14 protein-coding genes are annotated in these 18,862 nt (G+C 61.2%); 9 read left to right on the plus strand and 5 right to left on the minus strand.

What is annotated here, in order from left to right; translation table 11 throughout:
- Positions 1–128 precede the first annotated feature (128 nt).
- Entirely contained in the window at positions 129–2,720 is a 2,592-nt protein-coding gene (locus tag RBR25_RS07375; RefSeq protein ID WP_432818901.1) for an Rne/Rng family ribonuclease, read from the minus strand.
- 366 nt (positions 2,721–3,086) lie between these two features.
- Between RBR25_RS07375 and RBR25_RS07380 the strand changes: the two genes are divergently transcribed.
- From RBR25_RS07380 to RBR25_RS07390, 3 genes are all read left to right on the plus strand, one after another.
- Positions 3,087–5,018, plus strand: coding sequence for an ABC-F family ATP-binding cassette domain-containing protein (locus tag RBR25_RS07380; protein WP_432818902.1), 1,932 nt, complete (start codon positions 3,087–3,089; stop codon positions 5,016–5,018).
- Between the two features lie 92 nt (positions 5,019–5,110).
- A complete protein-coding gene (locus RBR25_RS07385; RefSeq protein WP_432818903.1) occupies positions 5,111–6,076 on the plus strand; it encodes a GTPase-activating protein in 966 nt (321 codons plus the stop codon).
- Positions 6,077–6,118: 42 nt separating this feature from the next.
- On the plus strand, positions 6,119–6,811 hold the full coding sequence (locus tag RBR25_RS07390; protein WP_432818904.1) for a hypothetical protein: 693 nt from the start codon (positions 6,119–6,121) through the stop codon (positions 6,809–6,811).
- Positions 6,812–6,861: 50 nt separating this feature from the next.
- Here RBR25_RS07390 and RBR25_RS07395 read toward each other — a convergent pair whose 3' ends face one another.
- Positions 6,862–7,191, minus strand: coding sequence for a cytochrome c3 family protein (locus RBR25_RS07395; protein ID WP_432818905.1), 330 nt, complete (start codon positions 7,189–7,191; stop codon positions 6,862–6,864).
- 248 nt (positions 7,192–7,439) lie between these two features.
- Between RBR25_RS07395 and RBR25_RS07400 the strand changes: the two genes are divergently transcribed.
- The 4 genes from RBR25_RS07400 (at position 7,440) to RBR25_RS07415 (ending at position 12,901) form a co-directional block, all read left to right on the plus strand.
- Positions 7,440–8,408: a polyprenyl synthetase family protein gene (locus tag RBR25_RS07400; protein ID WP_432818906.1), complete on the plus strand. Its 969-nt coding sequence runs from the start codon at positions 7,440–7,442 to the stop codon at positions 8,406–8,408.
- Positions 8,409–8,592: 184 nt separating this feature from the next.
- Positions 8,593–8,820 (plus strand): hypothetical protein, encoded by a 228-nt coding sequence (locus RBR25_RS07405; RefSeq protein WP_432818907.1) that lies wholly within the window; start codon positions 8,593–8,595, stop codon positions 8,818–8,820.
- A gap of 88 nt (positions 8,821–8,908) precedes the next feature.
- The gene (locus tag RBR25_RS07410) at positions 8,909–11,416 is read left to right on the plus strand and encodes an ATP-binding protein (protein ID WP_432818908.1); all 2,508 of its coding nucleotides are present in this window, start codon (positions 8,909–8,911) and stop codon (positions 11,414–11,416) included.
- A 102-nt stretch (positions 11,417–11,518) separates the two neighbouring features.
- Positions 11,519–12,901 (plus strand): sigma-54-dependent transcriptional regulator, encoded by a 1,383-nt coding sequence (locus tag RBR25_RS07415; protein ID WP_432818909.1) that lies wholly within the window; start codon positions 11,519–11,521, stop codon positions 12,899–12,901.
- A 341-nt stretch (positions 12,902–13,242) separates the two neighbouring features.
- Here the strand turns inward: RBR25_RS07415 and RBR25_RS07420 are convergent, their stop codons facing one another.
- The 3 genes from RBR25_RS07420 to RBR25_RS07430 all read right to left on the minus strand — a co-directional run bounded on the left by RBR25_RS07420 (position 13,243) and on the right by RBR25_RS07430 (position 16,759).
- Entirely contained in the window at positions 13,243–14,907 is a 1,665-nt protein-coding gene (locus RBR25_RS07420) for a Na/Pi cotransporter family protein (RefSeq protein WP_432818910.1), read from the minus strand.
- 326 nt (positions 14,908–15,233) lie between these two features.
- Entirely contained in the window at positions 15,234–15,866 is a 633-nt protein-coding gene (locus RBR25_RS07425) for an HAD family hydrolase (protein WP_432818911.1), read from the minus strand.
- Positions 15,867–15,874: 8 nt separating this feature from the next.
- Positions 15,875–16,759, minus strand: coding sequence for an OmpA family protein (locus RBR25_RS07430; protein WP_432818912.1), 885 nt, complete (start codon positions 16,757–16,759; stop codon positions 15,875–15,877).
- 243 nt (positions 16,760–17,002) lie between these two features.
- On the opposite strand from RBR25_RS07430, the gene nadC reads away from it, so the two are divergent.
- Together nadC and RBR25_RS07440 are read left to right on the plus strand one after the other, a co-directional pair.
- Positions 17,003–17,827, plus strand: coding sequence for a carboxylating nicotinate-nucleotide diphosphorylase (gene nadC / locus RBR25_RS07435; RefSeq protein ID WP_432818913.1), 825 nt, complete (start codon positions 17,003–17,005; stop codon positions 17,825–17,827).
- 18 nt (positions 17,828–17,845) lie between these two features.
- Positions 17,846–18,844 carry a biotin--[acetyl-CoA-carboxylase] ligase gene (locus RBR25_RS07440; protein ID WP_432818914.1) on the plus strand — a complete coding sequence of 333 codons (999 nt, stop codon included), beginning with the start codon at positions 17,846–17,848 and terminating at the stop codon, positions 18,842–18,844.
- Positions 18,845–18,862 lie beyond the last annotated feature (18 nt).

The following is an 18,862-nucleotide window of genomic DNA, read 5'->3' on the forward strand; positions in this document are numbered from 1 at the left end:
AAGCGGGGTTGGTCTCCTTAATTGACCACCACCGTCGCTTTCAGAACGTCACGTGAACCGCCGTGTACGGAACCGTACGCACGGTGGTGTGGGAGGACGGCGGGGGCAACCCCGCCTCCTACCCGATTTCAGGCTTCGTCGGGAGGGATTTCCATTTTCTTGCGTGGGGGCCGGCGTTTGGGTTTCGCCTCGGTCACTCCGGTTTCCGGAGTCGCCGCCGGGGTTTTCCGGGCGCGCGGCTTTCTCTTGGGCGCGGGTTTTCCTTCTTCCATCTCAGCTGTGGCTTCGTCCTGCGCGAGCGCATCGACAGGGGCCGATTCCGCAGCCTTCCTGCGCGGAGCCCGGGGCTTGCGAGCTGGCTTGGCGACGGGGGTCTGTTCCTCACCGGTTGTCGGCGGTGCGGCCTCTTCCGCCTTTGTCTCTTGCGCTTCCGGACCGGTTTCGGTGACCGGAAGGGCGGAAGGCTCCGGGGGCACGGAAGCTTTTACGGGCGGTTTTCGACTCCGAGTGCGTGTCGGTTTCTTTTGGGGTGCGCTTTCCGTCTCCGGAGCATCGGCCTTGGTCTCCACGATGGGGGCCGTGTCGGTCGCTACGGGTGTCGGCTGCGGTGTCCTTTCCGGGAGGATATCCGCCGCCGGAAGCGCTTTGGCGCGATCTTCCGCGAATTCCGCCGCCGTCACTGAAGTATCGTCGGGCGCCGTTTCTTCAGTTGCCCGCGTTTCTTCGCTTTCCGCAAAAGCCGGCTGGGCGCCGGCCGGTTTCTTGCGCCGCCGCCGGCGTTTCTTGGCGGGTTTGGCTTCTTCCGGCCCGCGAACTTCGGGGCTTTGCTCATCCGCCGCCTCAGTGGCGGTCTCAAGCGCTTCTTCCGTTTGTTCCGAGGAGACTTGCAGAGGGGATTTCTCTTCTTCCTCTTCCTCCTCCTCTTCGATCGAGTTTTCCGTCGGTTCCTCGCCGTTCGCGGCGGTCGCCGTTCCATCCCCATTCTTTTTCTTGCGCCGCCGCCGCTTGCGCTTCTTCTTCGGTGCCTCTTCGCCTCCTTCGGCGGCTTCGGCGGCTTCGGCGACTTCGGCGACTTCGGCGACTTCCTTCTCGCCGTCGGCTTCAGAGACGGCTTCCGTTTTCGTCGCCTCGACGGGGAAGTTTTCCGCTTCATCGGCGCGCGGATGTTCGTCATCTTCCAGCGCCGCTCTGGTAAAGGAACTGGCGTCGACGAATTCTGCCGTCTGCTCTTCCTTTTCCCGCTTGGCGAAGGTCAGCTCGAACTGTCCCGGTTTGAGATCGACCCGTCCGCGAATGACGATGGAGAGCTTGTGCTGGCGCTCCATGAGCAGCAGTTCCTCGCGCCGGGCGTTGAGCAGGTAGGTGGCGACCTCCATCGGCACCTCGCCTTCGGCCAGGCCGATCTGTCCCTTGGCGATGCCGGCCTGGAGTTTGCGCATGAAGGCCACGGCCTGGGCCTCGGTGCTTTTGATCCGGCCGCTCCCCTCGCAGTACGGACAGGTGAGGAAGGCTCCTTCGGCGAGGGTGGTCTTGATCCGTTGTCGGCTCATTTCGAGCAGGCTGAACTGGCTGCTGATGTGGCCGACGGTGACCCGCGCCTTGTCCATCTTCAGCGCTTCCTTGAGGCTCTTTTCCACCTCGCGCACATGTTTGCGGTCGCGCATGTCGATAAAGTCGATGACGATCAGGCCACCCAAGTCGCGCAGGCGCAGCTGTCGACCGATTTCGGCGGCGGCTTCGAGATTGGTTTTGTAGGCGGTGGCTTCGACCCCCTGTTCGGAGGCCATTTTCCCCGAGTTGACGTCGATGGCCACCAGCGCCTCGGTGCTGTCGATGACGATGGAGCCGCCGGAGGGGAGGGGAACCTTGTTCTTGCTGATGGTCTCGATCTGCTCTTCGATTTGGTAGCGGGAGAAGATCGGGCGTTTTTCCTGATGGAGCTTGACTAGGCGGGCGTATTCGGGCATGACCTGCTGAAAGAAATCCCGGGCTTCCTGAAAGACCTTGGCGTCGTCGACCAGCACCTCGTCGATGTCGGCGCTGAAATAGTCGCGGATCATGCGGATGACTAAGTTCGATTCCTTGTAGACCAGGGCCGGAGCCTTGGCCCGTTTGGCCAGTTCCTGGATGTTTTCGTAGACCCGCAGCAGGTAGTCGAAGTCGCGCTTTAGCTCTTCCTTGCTCTGGCCGATGCCGGCGGTGCGCACGATGTAGCCCATGCTTTCGGGCAGATTCATCGACGCCATCGAGCTTTTGAGCTTCTTGCGCTGGGCTTCTTCCTCGATCTTGCGGGAGACTCCCTTGGTATCGCTCTCCGGCATCAGCACCATGTAACGGCCCGGCAGGGAGAGGTAGGTGGTCAGCGCCGCCCCCTTGGTGCCGCGCTCCTCCTTGACCACCTGGACGAGGATTTCCTGCCCCCGTTGCAGGATGTCGCTGATGCGCGGCCGTCCCTTGTTTTCGCCGCCGGCGGCGCTGCGCCGGTAGCAGAGGGGATGGATCTCCCCCATCTGCAGAAAACCGAGACGGTCGGCGCCGTAATCGACAAAGGCGGCCTGCAGCCCGGTTTCGACCCGGACCACCACCGCCTTGTAAATATTGCCCCGGGTCTGTTCCCGGCCGATGACTTCGATTTCCAGTTCGGTAAGGGCGCCGTCCTCGACGATGGCCGCCCGGTGTTCCTCCGAATGGGAGGCGTTGATCAGCATCTTTTTGCTCATGGAATTCCTTCTGATCCAGCCATGGGCGGATCGCAACGGGGTGTTCGGCGGCGCTCGGAATCGCCGCCGGGGATACGAGGGTTGACCAGTTCCCGGCCGCTTCCGCCTGGGCGGAGATCAGTCGGAGCCGGCACTCTCCCCCGGATCCTTCGATAAAGTGGGTTCGCTATATCCAGAGCCGGAAAGCTCGATGGAGGCGGTTGTTCACGGCGTCCGACTCGACATCCGTTGCGGGGATGGAGGGCAGCCGTAAAAGCGTCGCAACTATAACAGAGCCCCAAGGTTTTGAACAGAGGGAAACTGTGAAAGGGCAAGCTAGAAAATTCAAGGTTTTATGGTGCCGTTCCTTGTGTTATAAAAGGCCTCATGTTGCAACTCAGAAATGTCATTAAAGATTTCGCCGACCGGCGCATTTTCGCCGGTATCGACTGGCATATTCGCCCCGGCGACCGCATCGGCCTCTGCGGGGAGAACGGCGCCGGCAAGACCACTCTGCTGAAAATGCTCGCCGGGCGGATCAGTCCCGACGGCGGCGAGGTGCAGACGGCGCGGGGGACTACCTTCGGCTATCTGCCCCAGGACGGCCTGGAGCATCGGGGGCGCACCCTCTTTGCCGAAGTGCGCGAGGCGTTCGCCGAACTGCTTGCCATGGAGAAGGATCTGGCGGCGCTGGAGCAGGCCATTGCCGTCCGTCACGGGCAAGCGGACATGGATCGCTACGCGACCTTGCAGGAGGCCTTTCGTCAGCGGGGCGGCTATGTCATGGAGACGGAAATCGCCAAAGTGCTGCGCGGTCTCGGTTTTGCCGAAGGGGACTGGGACAAGCCCTGCGAGCACTTCTCCGGCGGCTGGCAGATGCGCATCGCCTTGGCCAAGCTGCTGTTGCAGCGGCCCAATCTGCTCTTGCTTGATGAGCCGACCAACCATCTCGACCTGCCGGCCCGGGACTGGCTGGAGGATTATCTTATCGGCTACCCCTTCGCCGTGGTTCTGGTTTCCCATGACCGTTTCTTTCTTGACCAGGTGGTGGGGCGTATCGTCGAGGTCTGGAACGGCAAGCTCACCGAATACCCGGGCAATTACAGCAAGTATCTAATCGAGCGGGAGGCGCGGGTGGCGGCCCTGATGGAGGCCAAGCGCCGCCAGGATGAGGAGATCGAGAAGATCGAGGCTTTCATCAACCGCTTCCGCTATCAGGCGAACAAGGCCTCGCTGGTGCAGAGCCGGGTCAAGCAGCTGGAGAAGATCGAGCGTATCGATATTCCTCCGGCGCGCAAGAAGATCGCCTTCCGCTTTCCCGAGCCGCCCAAAGGGGGGCGCATCGCCCTCGAACTGCGGGGTGTGACCCAGCATTACGGCGAGCTGACCGTTCTCGACGGCATCGATCTGTGCGTGGAAAAGGGGGAGCGCATCGCTCTGGTTGGAGCCAACGGCGCCGGCAAGTCGACCCTGATGCGCCTTCTGGCCGGGGACGAAGCGCCCAAGGGCGGGGTGCGGGAAGAGGGACACAACCTGCATCTGGCCTATTTCGCCCAGGATCAGGCCAAGGTTCTCGATCCGGAAAAGACGGTGATCGAGGAAATTACCACGGCCGCTCCCTTCGAGATGGTGCCGAAGGTAAGGGACATCCTTGGCACCTTCCTTTTCAGCGGCGACGACGTGCACAAGAAGGTCGCGGTTCTCTCCGGCGGTGAGCGCAACCGCCTGGCCCTGGCCATTCTGCTGTTGCGGCCGGCCAACCTGCTGCTGCTTGACGAGCCGACCAACCATCTCGACCTGCAATCGAAGGAAGTTCTTCTCCGGGCGCTTAAAGGCTATTCGGGTACCCTGGTTTTCGTTTCCCATGACCGTTATTTCGTCGACAGCCTGGCGACCCGGGTGGTCGAGGTCAAGGCCGGACGGATCGACTCCTGTCTCGGTAACTACGAGGATTTTCTCCGTTGGCGGGCCGGACAGGGGGATCTCAGCCATTCCCGGCAGCGGGTCGAACTGGGCGCGGTCGCTGCGATGGCGGAGGGCGCCGACAAGGAAGAGCGCAAGCGCGGGCACGAAGAGCGTAAAGAGGCCCAGCGCCTGGAGCGGCGCCGGCAAAAAGAGTTGCTCGATCTGGAGGCGAAGATCGAGCAACGGGAAGAGGAGCTGCTCACCTTGGAGGGGCGCATGGCCGATCCCGAGCTCTACCGCGACGCCGAGAACTGGCGTCGGACATCGGCAGAGCACGGGCAGCTTAAAGAGGAGATTGAGGCTTTCTATGCCCGTTGGGAGGAGCTGCAGGAGGCCGCGCCCGAGCTTTCTTGAGACAACCTCTTTCGCCGGGATTTTACGCGGCGAACCACACGTCCGATCTATTGGGATATATCACCCGAGTCTTTTTCCGGGGAGGAAAACTTATGGTTCTTTTGCCCAAGGGCAACCCCGTCAAGGAAAACGCCAATCCCGGCAAGATCAATCTTCCCGGTGCTCTCGAAAAACTTCAGGCGGGAAAGTTTTCCGGCTATCTGCGCTTTGATTTCCCCGCCGCGACCGGGGTTATCATCTTCGAACAGGGGCGGCTCATCAGTTCCCTGCTTGAGGATGGGCGGGAACGGCTCATTGCCTACGACGCCATCGCCGCTATTTTCGAGCAGTCCTTGGAGGGACGGGGACGCCTCGACGTCTATCGCCTCAGCCCCGAACTGGCCTTGAGCGTGCACGTCCTGCTCCACGGCGACCTGCTTTACAAGGGGCAGGAACTCAAGCTCATCGATATCAAGCTGCTCCTTGCCCGGCTCAAGGAACTGGCGATCACCGGGTGCCTGCGTATTTACACTGGTGACCGGGTGGCGCTGATCTTTTACCGGGAGGGGACCCCCCTGGGTTTCTTCCATGATGGTTCAACCGCCATCGAGACGACCGCCGATACCTCCATGTCGGTGGCGCGTTTGCCCGGGGCCAAGATTGATGTCCTGACCACCAAAGGGGTGGGGGAGGGGATGCTCGCCGATCTGCTCTCCTCGGCGGATCTGTCCGCTCTCTGGAAACGGATTCAGGATGCCCGCCGCCCCGAACCGGAACCGGTTGCGGCTGCCGTGCCTCCCGTTGCGGCCCCTCCGGTGGTCGATCCGGCGGCACGCGAGGCTGAACGTCGGGAAGTCTTGCTGGAAGCCTGGCGGCAGATCGCCATGCGCCATCTCGGTAAGATCGGCGGTTCGCTGGTGGAGAAGGAATTCGAAAAAAACCTCGGTTCAGTCATCGACGATGCCTCCCTGGCGGTTTTTTTCGAGCGTCTGGGCAAGGGGGCGCGACTGGTAGCCGGGCACGGCAAGGTCAACGGGATGCTGGAGGAGATGGAACATCTGGCGCAGGACAAGCTGTAAATCGGTTTGATGAAAAACTGAAGCTATAACGGGAGGATTGGGATGGATTTTAGCGGATTGCAGGTAGTTCTCTGGTTGGTGGCCGGGCTGGTTTCCTTTTATTTCAGCATCGGCAACGCCCGGGTCTGGACGAGTATCGCGGTGGGCTTTTTCCTGATTCTCTTCGGCGAACTGTTGCCGCAGGCCATGCCGTTTCTCCCTGGGACCAGCATCCCCCAGGTCGAGGCCATGGGGCACATCATCAGTACCATCGCCATTTTGGTGATGAGCCACGGTTTTCAGGAATATTACGTCTTTTCCCGCACCCTAGAGCTGGAAGGGGATAAACGTCAGGTTTATCTTGTCACCCTGGCGGTGATTTTTGCCTCCCAGATCTTCATCTTCATCAATCCGGCCCCGAACGCCGAAACCCTGCGGACCATCCGCATCGTCGGCAATACCAACTGGGTCTTTCTCTCCCTGATCAACATCGACCTGATCCGCAAGATCTATCTCAACGTCAAGGACAGTCCCATCGGCAAGGGCTTTCTCGCCTTTATTGCGGTCTTCGTCTGCATTTTCCTGTGGAAGGGGTCGGAGCTCTATATCCAAGTCTATCGCCTCGATCTGCCGGCGGTGATGCAGGCCTATCCCGTCCGCTACCAGATTTCCCAGATCACCCACCTGGTCGGCAATCTGCTCGCCTCGCTGTCGGTGGGAGGCACCTTCCTCTATCTGGCCAAGCTGCTGCGCTGATCAAGGGGTGGAAGCGGAGCGCGCCGAACGTGCCGCCCCGCTTCCATCGACTATTTCTTCTTGATGTGACAGTCCTTGCAGCCGTAAGGGGCGTTCATCCGCTTGTGGCAATGCCGGCACAGGGCGTGGGAGGCTTCCTTCATGCTGGGGATCGCCGCATCCACTCCGTGACAGTCGCGGCAACCCCCTCGTTCCACCCCCTTGTGGTGGCAGACGGCACATTCGCCGACCTTCTGATGCAGCTTGTGGTCGAAATGGACTTCACCCATGCGCGGGGTGCCGAGGGTGACTTCGGTGGGAATCGCCGCGAAGGCTGCGTTGGCGGATGTGAGAGCGGTAAGGAGCAGGACGGCGCGCAGGAAGAGGTTGAAACCTTTCATTGATTGACCTCCGGAAAGTGAGTCTCGGCAGCTTTTGGCCGCCGGAAATTTTCTTAGATTAGCGTAATTTCCCCCCGGGTGCAGCAGATTTCTCTCTCGCAAAGAGGGAGGGGCGGATGAACCCGCGCAAAAGGCGCGCTGCGGACGTCCCCTTCCCGCCGCGATCGGGGAAAATTCCTTTGACAAGTCGGGGGATGCTTCCTAAGATGGCGCGAATTTAACCAAGCTTTGAGGATGATTGACGGATTATGGAAAAAGCCCTGGAACTTCTCCATGACGACCTGCTCGGGGTCGAAGCTCAGTTCAAGCAGGATCTGACTTCCGATGTGCTGTTGATCCGCAAGGTCGGCGAATATGTCCTTTCCAGCGGCGGCAAGCGCATTCGCCCCATGCTTCTTCTTCTCTGCGCCAAGCTCGCCGGCTATCGGGGGGACAGGCATGTCGGTCTGGCGAGCGTGGTCGAGTTCATTCACACCGCCACCCTGCTTCACGACGACGTGGTCGACAGCGCCGTGCTGCGCCGGGGCAACGCCTCGGCCAACGCGGTCTGGGGGAACGAGGCCTCGGTGCTGGTCGGCGACTTTCTCTTCGCCAAGTCCTTTTCCATCATGGTGCGCGGCGGCAGCCTGAAGATCCTCCAGGCGCTTTCCGACGCCACCACGATGATGGCCGAGGGGGAGGTGCAGCAGCTGGTCAGCACCTGCGATCTCGATCTGAGCGAGGAAAGCTACATCGATGTGGTGCGCAACAAGACCGCCGTGCTCATCGCCGCTGCCTGCCAGGTCGGTGGGATTCTCGGCGAGGTTGATGAGGAGCGCGAGCAGGCGTTGCACGATTTCGGCATGGATCTGGGCATCGCCTTTCAGTTCATGGACGACGCCCTCGACTATGTGGCTGATCAGGCCGAGTTCGGCAAGGCCACGGGGCACGATCTCGAAGAAGGGAAGGTGACCCTCCCCTTGATTCACGCCCTGCGCCACTGTACCGATGAGGAACGAGAGCGCCTGACCGGAATCGTCGAATTGGAGACTCTCAGCGACGAGGATCTCGCCTATGTCGTCGGTCTGATTGAGCGGTACGACGGCATCGGCTATACTCGCCGGCGCGCCCGGGAACTGGTCGAGCGGGCCAAACTCAAGCTTGTCGCTTTCCCCGACGGTCTGGTCAAGACCGCCCTGATGGAACTGGCCGATTATGCGGTGAGCCGCCGCAAATAGTCAGCCCCCCGTCGGTCAAATCACTTGATCGTTCACGTGAAAAGGCCTCCCTGCCAAAGCGGGGGGGCTTTTTTGTCCCTCTTCCATCAGGATTTACCTGGTTTTCGGGTTGGCTCGGGATTTGCTAATTGATTTTCAGCAATCCGGCAAACCGGACACCGTCAATCTTGCCGAGGGGGGAATCATGGAGACGGGCACTCTGATCCATTCCGAACATCTCGATATTCGTGGCCGTCGCTACGAGGTGGCGGTTTTCCAGCGGGCCAACGGCTCGCACGTGGCCCGGACCGTTTTCGCTCCGGGGGATGTCATCATGAATGATGGCCCCTCTCTCGAAGCGGTGCTCGCCAAGCATCAGCGCCTTCTCCCTTTGGCCATCGACTCCCGCGAGCTGCGTGGCGAATCCCGCTGAATTCTCAACATCTTCACATCCTGACCGAATTGCCGCCGGCCGAAATTTTTAATCCTGCCGGCGGCCGCCTCCTGCTATAATGGCGGCCATGCTTCGCGCCCCCTTCTCCTTTCACAAAAAAGTCCTTCTGGCTTTCTGCCTGCTGTCCCTTCTGCCGCTCGTGCTGCTGGTCGTTGTTTCCAGCCGCAGCCTGCGTTCCGTGGAAAGCCAGCTGCTCGCCCATGCGACCCGGGCCCTCGATGAGCAGGCCGCCGAAGCCCTGGAACTGCGGGCGGGGATGGTCGCTGCCGACGTCGAGGATTTCCTTCGCCAGGCCGTCGCCGATCTTTCCGATTTCGCCCTTCTTCCTGTCGACGAAAACGTCTATCGGGAGTTTTATCGTCATCAGCTGCGCCCAGTCTGGTTTCGCCGGGGTAGCAACGCGGCTCCCGAAGAGACCCGGGAAGAGCGTTCCCTCTATTCGGAACTCGCCTGGATCGCTGCCGACGGCCGCGAAGTCGTTCGTCTGGTGGAAGGGGTGCCGGCGGCGCTGCGGGATGTTTCCGACCCGTCCCGGACCACCTACGGGCGCGAGGATTATTTTCTTCGTGCCCGGGCCTTGCCGCCGGGTGGGGTGCATGTCACCCGGGTCACCGGCCGGCATCTGGACAAGCAGCGTCAGCTGGCGGGGGCGCCGACGCCGGAAGCGGCGGTGGAGGGGGAGCGCTACCGGGGGGTGATCCGTTTCGCCATGCCGGTGCATGGTGACGACGGAACCTTGCGCGGAGTCGCGGTCCTTTCCCTCGATCACCGCCATCTGATGGAGTTTACCCAGCACATTCTCCCCCATTCCCCCTTCTTCACCGTCTTTTCCTCCTACGACAGCGGCAATTACGCCTTCTTGTTTGATGATGAAGGCTGGATGATCGCCCACCCCAAACACTGGGATCTGCGGGGTCTCGACGAGCGGGGCGTACTGGTGCCGCCCTACACCGCCGCTTCCCCTCCCGAGCTGGTCGAACGGGGGGCCATTCCTTTCAATCTCTTTCATGCCGGTTTCGTCCACCCCAACTATCCGGTGGTGGCGGCGGCGGTGCTGCGCGGGGAATCGGGGGTGGCCGACGTCACCAATATCGGCGGCTCGCAGAAGATCATGGCCTATGCGCCAATCCGTTTCGGCTACGGCGAATATGCCGACGGCGGAATTTTCGGCGGCGTGACCATCGGCGCCGAAGTTAGCCGCTTTCATGCTGCGGCCCATACCGCTTCGACGGAAATCCGGGCGGAAATGACCCGTTTTGTCGGCAAGGCGGGGCTGATGATTCTCGGCACCGCTCTCTTGGTCGTGGCCGCTGCCTATTTTCTTTCCCGGGGGATTACCCGCCCCCTGTCGACCCTGATCGACGGCACCCGGCGCATGGCCCGGGGGGAACTGGATACCCAGGTGCCGGTGACCGCCCGGGACGAAGTCGGCGTTTTGGCGGTCTCCTTCAATCGCATGGCCCAACAGCTCAAGGATCGGCAGGAGCGCATCGCCGCCACTCTCGCCGATCTCGACCGTTCCCGCCGGGAAATTCTCCGTGAACGGGATTTCAAGGAGACCCTGGTCGAGAACATCGACATCGGTCTGTTGACCCTCGACGCCGCCGGCCGGGTCACCTCGATCAACGGACCGGCGGTGCGGTTGCTCGATCTGTCTGGAACGGTCGAAGGGGAACTCGCTACGCTCTTCTCGGCCTGGCCGAGTCTGCTGACGGCTTTGGCCGTCGGTCTGAAGACCTCCGGCGGCCGCTGGCACGACTATGTCGATGTGACCGTCGCCGGTCGCCCCCGGGTCTTTCGTCTGGCCCTGATTCCCTCGGCGGCGGGGCAGGGAGCGGAGCGGATTTTGACCATCGAGGATATCACCGAGCGGGTGGAGATGCGCCGGCAGCTGGCGCGCATGGAACGCATGGCGGCTCTGGGCCGGCTTTCCGCCGGCATCGCCCACGAGGTGCGCAATCCCCTCACCGGCATCAGTCTGCTCCTCGACGACCTGCACGACCGGCTGTTGGGGCAGTCCGCCGACCAGGAACTGATCCGCCGGGCCCTGAGCGAGATTGAGCGCCTTGAAGGGCTGGTCAGCGGTCTACTCGATTTTGCCGCTTCGCCGCAACTGCGCCGGGAACCGGGAAATATCGGCACGGTGTTGCGTGAAACCCTCTTTCTCATCCGCAAGTCGTGCGAGCGCCAGGGGATTCGCCTGGTCGAGGCGCTGGATGAGGATTTGCCCGGCTTCCCCCTCGATGCCCACAAACTCAAGCAGGCCTTTCTCAACCTCTTCAACAATGCCCTCGACGCCATGCCTGACGGGGGGGAACTCACCGTCGCCGCGAGCTGGGTCGACGGCGAGGTGCGTATCTGTATCCGCGATAGCGGTGTGGGCATTCCCGCCGAGCAACTTCCTATGATCTTCGAGCCTTTCTACACCGGTAAGGGGAGCGGTACCGGTCTCGGGCTTTCCATCACCCAGAACATCCTCGCCGACCACGGCGGGCGTATCGTCGTCGAAAGTTCCCCCGGAGTCGGCAGCGTCTTCACTCTCTGGCTGCCGATTCCCGAGGAAGGGACAAACTGATTCTTCCGTTGGCCAAAATTGGCCATTCTGTTATGCTCTTCGCCACCCCTCCCCTGGGGGACTGCTTCGGTAGTCTTCTCCGGTTCGAGCCTGCGAGGATTCATGGAACGAATACTTATTGTCGACGACGAAGCCTTTATCCGCGAAAATCTCGAACGGATTCTCGCCGAGGACGGCTATTGTCCCCTTTCCGCCGCCGACGGCGAAGAAGCCCTGCGCCAAGTGAGCGAGGCCGAGGTCGATCTGGTCCTGCTCGATCTCAATCTTGGCCCCCGCAGCGGGTTGGAGGTGTTGGCCGCTCTGCGGGACATCGACCCTGAACTGCTGGTCATCATCATTACCGGCTACGGGACCGTGGAGAGCGCCGTCGAAGCCCTGAAGATGGGGGCGTACGATTACATCAAAAAGCCCTTCAAGGCCGACGCCATCCGCCTGATCGTCAAGTTGGCCCTGGAAACCCGCAGCCTGCGCCGGGAAGTGCGCCATCTGCGACGGGAAAGCAAGGGCCTGCCCGCCGACTTGGAGATGATCGGGACGAGCCCGCCCATGCTTCAGGTTTACCATCAGGTGCGGGAAGTGGCCAAGCACGAGACCGCCACCATCCTGATCACCGGCGAAAGCGGCACCGGTAAGGAACTGGTGGCGCGGGCCGTGCACGATCTTTCCTCCCGAAAAGCACGGCCTTTCGTGGAAATTAACTGCGGCTCGCTCCCCTACAACCTGCTTGAAAGCGAGCTCTTCGGCCATGAACGGGGCGCTTTTACCGATGCCAAGAGTCGCAAGATCGGGCTTTTCGAGGAGGCGTCCGGGGGAACGATCTTTCTCGACGAAATTGGCGAGATGGATATGGGCTTGCAAGTCAAGCTGTTGCGGGTGCTGGAGGACCGCCGCATCCGCCGCCTTGGCGGGACGCGCAACATCGCCATCGATGCGCGGGTGGTGGCGGCGACCAACCGCGACCTGAAGAGCGCCATCGAATCCCGGGAATTTCGTGAGGATCTCTACTATCGTCTCAACGTTTTCCCCATCCACCTTCCCCCTCTGCGGGAACGGCGCGAGGACATCCCGCCGCTGCTCGACCACTTCATCAAGCGTTTCAGCCGCGAGTTCCACAAGAACATCCGCGAGGTTTCCCGCGACGCCCTTGATCTGCTGTTGCGTTACCACTGGCCGGGAAATGTCCGGGAGTTGCGTAATCTGGTGGAGCGGATCTGCATCATGCACCACGATACCGTTATCCGGCCCGAGTGTTTGCCCAAGGAGATCTGGGGGGATGCCCCGCGCCGCTTCGATCAGATTCCCCAGGAAATCCCACCGGCGGGGATTGATCTGGAAAAGCTGGTGGAGGATGTGGAGCGGGATCTGATCGGCAAGGCTCTGGCGCTTACCGGCGGTAATGTGGTCAAGACCGCCCGCCTGCTCAACATGGCGCGGGGGACGTTGCGCTATAAGCTGGAAAAATACCGGCTGGCCGGTTCCGATTGAGGGGTGATACGGTTAAAATTTACCCGATGAGATGCGAAAGGTGGTCATTTTTAGCCATCTTTCGTTTTTTGCGGGACCGTGATAACTGCGGGTGAGAAATTTATGAAAATCTCATTTACTCTATGGGTTATAGGTGCTTAGGGAATGTTTTCGAGTTTTTGAAAAGATTTTCTAAGGGTTGGCATCGCTGTTGCTAATGAAATAAGCGTCCCGAGACGTTTTAATCCTTTTCGGGATAAGCGCCCTACCCGAACCGTTTCGCCCTTTCCCCGAGGGCTATTTGGCCCCGTTTCAACCCTCCTTTGAAACGGGGCGTTTTTTATCCGTTCCGGCACGTTTCTTCACGATGCCCTGGCGGAGTTCTCCGGCCCTTTCGCCCCCGCTCCATTTTGTTCCAGATAGTCGAGCAGGGTCTGTAAGTAGCGGGCGGCTTTGTCGGCTTGTTCGGCGAGACGGCGGATGTTGCTTTCGTTATCGAGTTGTTCGACGATGCGCCGTACCGGCAGACGCCCTTCGGTGCCGGAGCGCAGCAGGCGGCTCTTGAGGCTCTGGTAGGCGCCCTGCAATTCTTTCATCTCGCCGTCGTAGACATCGGTTGGATATTCGGGGGTGTAGCTGTCGATGCTGGAGAGCAGGCGCACCACTCGACTGTTGAAGGCATGGATCGCCGTCTGGATCTCCGGGTGTTCCAGTTCCGTGGTCTGTTGATGGGCTTGGCCAACAAGCAAGGAGAGTTCGGCAATTTCACTGTAATAGCGGGATACCCGCAGGGCATTGGGCAGCACTTCCGCCAAGATCGGCGGAAGATTGCTCTGCTGCATACGGCTGCTGTATTCGCCGATGGCTTCCCCCAGTCGGTCCACGGTTTCACGCTTCAGCTGGAAGATTTGTGTGGCCACCCGTTCGCTGCTGATGGCCTCTCGCGCCAAGTCCCGGGTCATTTTGCCGACGCGGGCCAACTCCCGGGTCAGGGCATGCAGGGCGAGTACCGGGGTTGTGGTCAGGGTTCGGTCGAGATATTTCGGCTGCGATTCGTCGGCGTCCCCCACCAGAAAGCGGGTTTCGAGGAGGCGAGACAGGGTTCCGGTCAGGGGCCAGAGGAGCAGCACCCCGAGTAGATTGAAAAGGGTGTGGAAGAGGGCGAGTTCGGTCGCCGGTCCCGCGCCTAGGTCGAAGGAGTGTTGGAGAAAATCAAGAAATTTGAGAAGCAGGGGGAGGGTGGCGAAGGCCACCACCCCGGTGATCAGATTGAAGGCGATGTGCGCGGCCGCCACCCGCTTGGCGCTGCTGGTCGCTCCCAGGACCACCAGCAGGGCGGTCATGGTGGTGCCGACATTGGCGCCGATGACCATCGCCGCGGCGTCGCTAAGGCCGAGCACGCCGCCGGCCGCCGAAGTGAGGACGATGGCGAGAGCGGCACTCGACGATTGCAAGAGCACGGTGAGCAGAAAACCGGCGCCGACGAAGGCCACCGTGGAGAAGAACCCGTACCCGGAAAGGGCGGTGAATTGCAGGCTCTGTCCGAGGTCGCCGAAGACCCCTTTGAGAACGTCGAGACCGCTGAAAAAAAGGCCGAAGCCGGCCAGGGCTTCGCCGAGATGTCCGGCCCGGCTTTCGCCGCGAAAGACCCGCAAAAACATGCCGATACCGATGGCGGGCAGGGCGAGCTTCTGGATGTCGAAATCGAAGCCGACCGTCGCCACCAGCCAGCCGGTCATGGTCGTGCCGATGTTGGTGCCGTAGATCACCGTCACCGCCTGGCGCAGGCTCATCAGTCCGGCATTGACGAAGCCGATGGTCGCCACCGTGACCATCGCCGAAGCCTGTACCAAGGCGGTGATCAACGCGCCAGAGAGGAGCCCGCGTAAGGGGGTTTGCGTCGAGCGTTCGAGAATCCCACGCAGGGCGCGCCCCGCCGCAAACTTGAAGCCGTCGGTCATCAGGCTCATGCCGAGTAGAAAGAGCCCGAGGCCGCCGAGAACGCCCCCCATCATGGTCCAAGTCATGCCGATCTCCTTGAATGTCCGAGTCCATCGCCCGTGCGCTCGTTATTAAAAAGGCCATTCCGAGAAAATTTCAGGCCGTTCATTATCCCCATGAACCCTCATCCTTGTCCAGCCTGGAAATATTGGATTTTATTCCGGCGGTCGGTATCCTATCGCGGCTGAAGTTGCTGACCATCCCTGGGTATGTCGTGAGAGTAGTGCGACGAGTCGCTCTTCAACGCCGTGGCGGTGCTGCTCGGTTTGCGGAATAAAAAGAGAGAAGGGGCTGAACCGGCCCCAGCGATTTAGGGCGGAGCAAGACCCGACCCCGATCGGGAGACGCACGATCAGGGGAGGAACGCGGCGACTTCGGTGATGTCTTTGAGGATGGCGTGGGCGGTTGAAAAGTCACTCTGTTGGTTGAGATGACCGGGGATGACCAGACATCGGAGGCCGGCGGCGACGGCGGATTCCAGCCCCCGTTGGGAATCTTCCACGACCAGACAGCGTTGCGGGTCGCCGCAGCCGCGGGCCAGGGCGGTGAGGTAGGGTTCGGGGTGGGGCTTGGTGTGCCGGTAATCCTCGCGGGTGAGAATGAAGTCGAAGTAGTCGAGAAGGTCGGTATTTCGATGGATGAGGTCGAAATGGTCGCGTTGCGAGCTGGTAACGATGGCCATGCGCACCTGCCCGTGCAGGGCGCGCAGGGTTTCGGTGACTCCGGCGATGGGAGTGATCCCCTGCCCGAGCAGTTCGGCGTAGCGGCGGTTGCGGCGCTCGCGCAGGGTGTCGAGATAGGGTTTGTTTCCCGCAGCGAGATCGAAGACGCTCTCCCCGCGTCGCAGGGAGATTTCGATGAACTGCTCGCGGCTGAGTTCGACGCCGACGTCGCTCAAGACCTCCGCCGAGGCCTGGAAATAGAAATTTTCCGTGTCGACCAGGACACCGTCGTTGTCCCAGAAGATCCAGTCAATTGCTGTCATGGATACCTTCAGGGGGCTGTCGGAAGATCCTGTGGTTTCAACAGAATCCGGATGCGGCGGTTGAGCGCCCGGCCCTCGGGGGTGGCGTTGTCGGCAACGGGTCGGAATTCCCCGTGGCCGACGGCGGCGAGGCTTTCCCCGGGCAGGCCGACCTGTTCTTGGAGAAAGTGAAGAACGCTGGCCGCGCGGACCGCCGAAAGCTCCCAGTTGCTGGCGAACTTCTCGCGCAGGCGTGAACTGATCGGCACATTGTCCGTGTGTCCTTCGATGCGGATATCATGCCCCTGCAGGTTGACGAGGACGCCGCCGAGACGGCGCAGGATTTCCAGCCCCGCCGGTTTCACGTCGGTCGCCCCCGAATCGAAGAGGATTTTTTCCGAAAGATTGATGGAAAGACTGTCGGGATGGGTGTCGAGCGCAATTTCCCGCCGGCCGATTTCCGCTGCCAGCAGGACAGTCAGTTCGTCATAGGTTTCACGGATTTTCACCAAACGTGCTTCCCGGGCCAGACGTTCCTGTTCCAGATCGCGATTTTTTTCTTCCAGGCGGTCGATGGTCTGGCGCATCTCCTTGAGAGCGGCGCCGGTTTCGCTGTTGCGCGAGGCGAGAACCTTCTCCAGGCGGGCAATGTCTTCCTTGGCTTTCTTCAGTTCCGCCCGTTGCCGGCTTTCCTGTCCGGCGGCTTCGTGCAGGCGCCGTTCCAGGTCGCCGTTGAGCTTCACCAGGTAATCCCGGCGATCCTTGACCAACTGGCAGTCGGCTTCCATCTCGCCGAGTTGCCGGGTGATGAAGTCGTTTTCGTCGAGCTTCTGCTGGTAGGTGCTGTTGCTGACGCAGGCGCCGCAAGCCAGAGTCAGGGCGATCAGAACGGGAAGGAACGGTTTGCGGTTCACGAGAAGCTCCGGGGAGAGGGGATGGAAGGAAGGGAAAAGTGCGCCCCGGCAGGCGGTTGCGCGACGGTTCGGGGGCGGTTTGAGGCCGATCCTCTTTCTAGCACAACCACTGAAAATGTAAAGATTAAATCAGCCGATCCGCAGGGGATAAGAAGATTGCCGGCTTTCAGGCTTTTCAGTTGCGGGGGCTTTTGTCAGTGTGCTATATAAAAAGCGTTTTCAATATGTTAGGCAGGAGCGCAAATGTTTGAAATCGATCGGATCATCCAGACGGCATTGCATGAAGATATCGGCCTGGGGGATGTCACTACCTTGGCCACGGTAGCCCCGGGTACCCCCGGTCGAGCGCAACTGGTCGCCAAGGAAGACTTCGTTCTGGCGGGTATCGATGTGGCTGCCAGGGTTTTCCGTCTGGTCGGCGAGGGGGTCGCCTTCGAGAAGATCATCGCGGACGGCCGCCCGGTCAATCGTGGGCAGGTCCTTGCCTGGATCAAGGGAGAGGCGGCGCTGCTTTTGCAAGGGGAACGGGTCGCGCTCAACCTGCTCCAGCGCATGAGCGGCATCGCCACCCTGACCGCCCAGTATGTTCGCGCCGTCGATGGTACGAAAGCGACCCTGGTCGATACCCGCAAAACCACGCCGGGGCTGCGCGTTCTTGAAAAATACGCAGTGCGCATGGGCGGCGGCCGTAACCATCGCACTTCTCTCTATGACGGCATCCTCATCAAGGAAAACCACATCGTCGCTGCCGGCGGCATTGCCGTCGCCATCGAGCGGGCGCGCACCCGGGCGCCCCACACCCTGCGCATTGAAATCGAAACCCAGAACCTCGCCGAAGTGGCCGAGGCGCTGGAAGCCAGGGCCGATATCATCCTCCTCGACAATATGGACCTTTCCATGCTCGCCGACGCCGTCCGTCTCATCGACGGGCGGGCGCTGAGCGAAGCCTCGGGCGGGGTCAATCTCGATACCGTGCGGGGTATCGCCGAGACTGGCGTTGATTTTATTTCCGTCGGCGCCTTGACCCACTCCTACCGCTCCGCCGATATTTCCATGCTTTTTCAATAAGGACAGGCCAGAGACCCCATGGGGCAACGACTGGAACACGAAGACATCCTGCAACTCTTTCGCGCTCATCCCGGGACGCTGCTGTCCGGGGAGGAGATCAGCCGAAAGCTGGGAGTCTCGCGGACCGCCGTCTGGAAAAAGATCCGGCATTTGCGGTCTTTGGGCTATGCCATTGAGGCCCTGCCGTCCCGGGGCTACCGTTTGACCTCCGTCCCCGACGTTCTGCTCGCCGAGGAGGTGCGGGCCGGTCTTAAGACCCGCATCATCGGTCGAGAGCTGGTCTTTTTCGACGAAACCGACTCGACCAACCTGCGTGCCCGCGAGCTCGGCGATAGCGGCCATCCCGAAGGGACGGTGGTGATCGCTGACCGACAGACGGCGGGAAAAGGCCGCCTTGGCCGCTATTGGGCCTCGCCGCCGGCCGTCAATCTCTACACCTCGATTCTGCTTCGCCCTCCGATTCTTCCTTACGATGGTCCGCAACTCACCTTCCTCTCCGCCGTGGCCGTGGCCCGGGCGGTAGCGGAAGTCAGCGGTCTACGCCCGCTGGTCAAGTGGCCGAACGATGTGTTGCTCAACGGTCGCAAGGTGGCCGGGTTGCTCAATGAGATGAATGCCGAAACCGAAGGGGTGCGTTATATTGTCCTCGGCATCGGCGTTAACCTGAATATGCGTCCCGAGCAGTTCCCCGACGATCTTCGTTATCCCGCGACCTCCCTGGTCATCGAAACCGGACGCGAAGTTTCCCGCCTGGCCTTCGCCCGCTCTCTTTATCGCCATCTGGACAGTCTCTACGGCGAGTTCCTGACCTCCGGTTTTCCCCCCGTCATTCGTGCCTGGGAAGCGTTGTGCGATCTTATCGGCCGGGATGTGGAGGTCGATTGCCAGAGCCGCTTGATCCGGGGGCGGGTCGAGGGACTGGATAACGACGGTGGCCTGCTGGTTCGCACCGAAGATGTCCTCGAAAAGATTCTCGCCGGGGATGTCCGTCCCCTGGAACGGACAGTCCCGGGGTGATCCCGAAAACTTCAACCT

The sequence above is a fragment of the Trichloromonas sp. genome, assembly GCF_034006665.1.
Lineage (GTDB): Bacteria > Desulfobacterota > Desulfuromonadia > Desulfuromonadales > Trichloromonadaceae > Trichloromonas.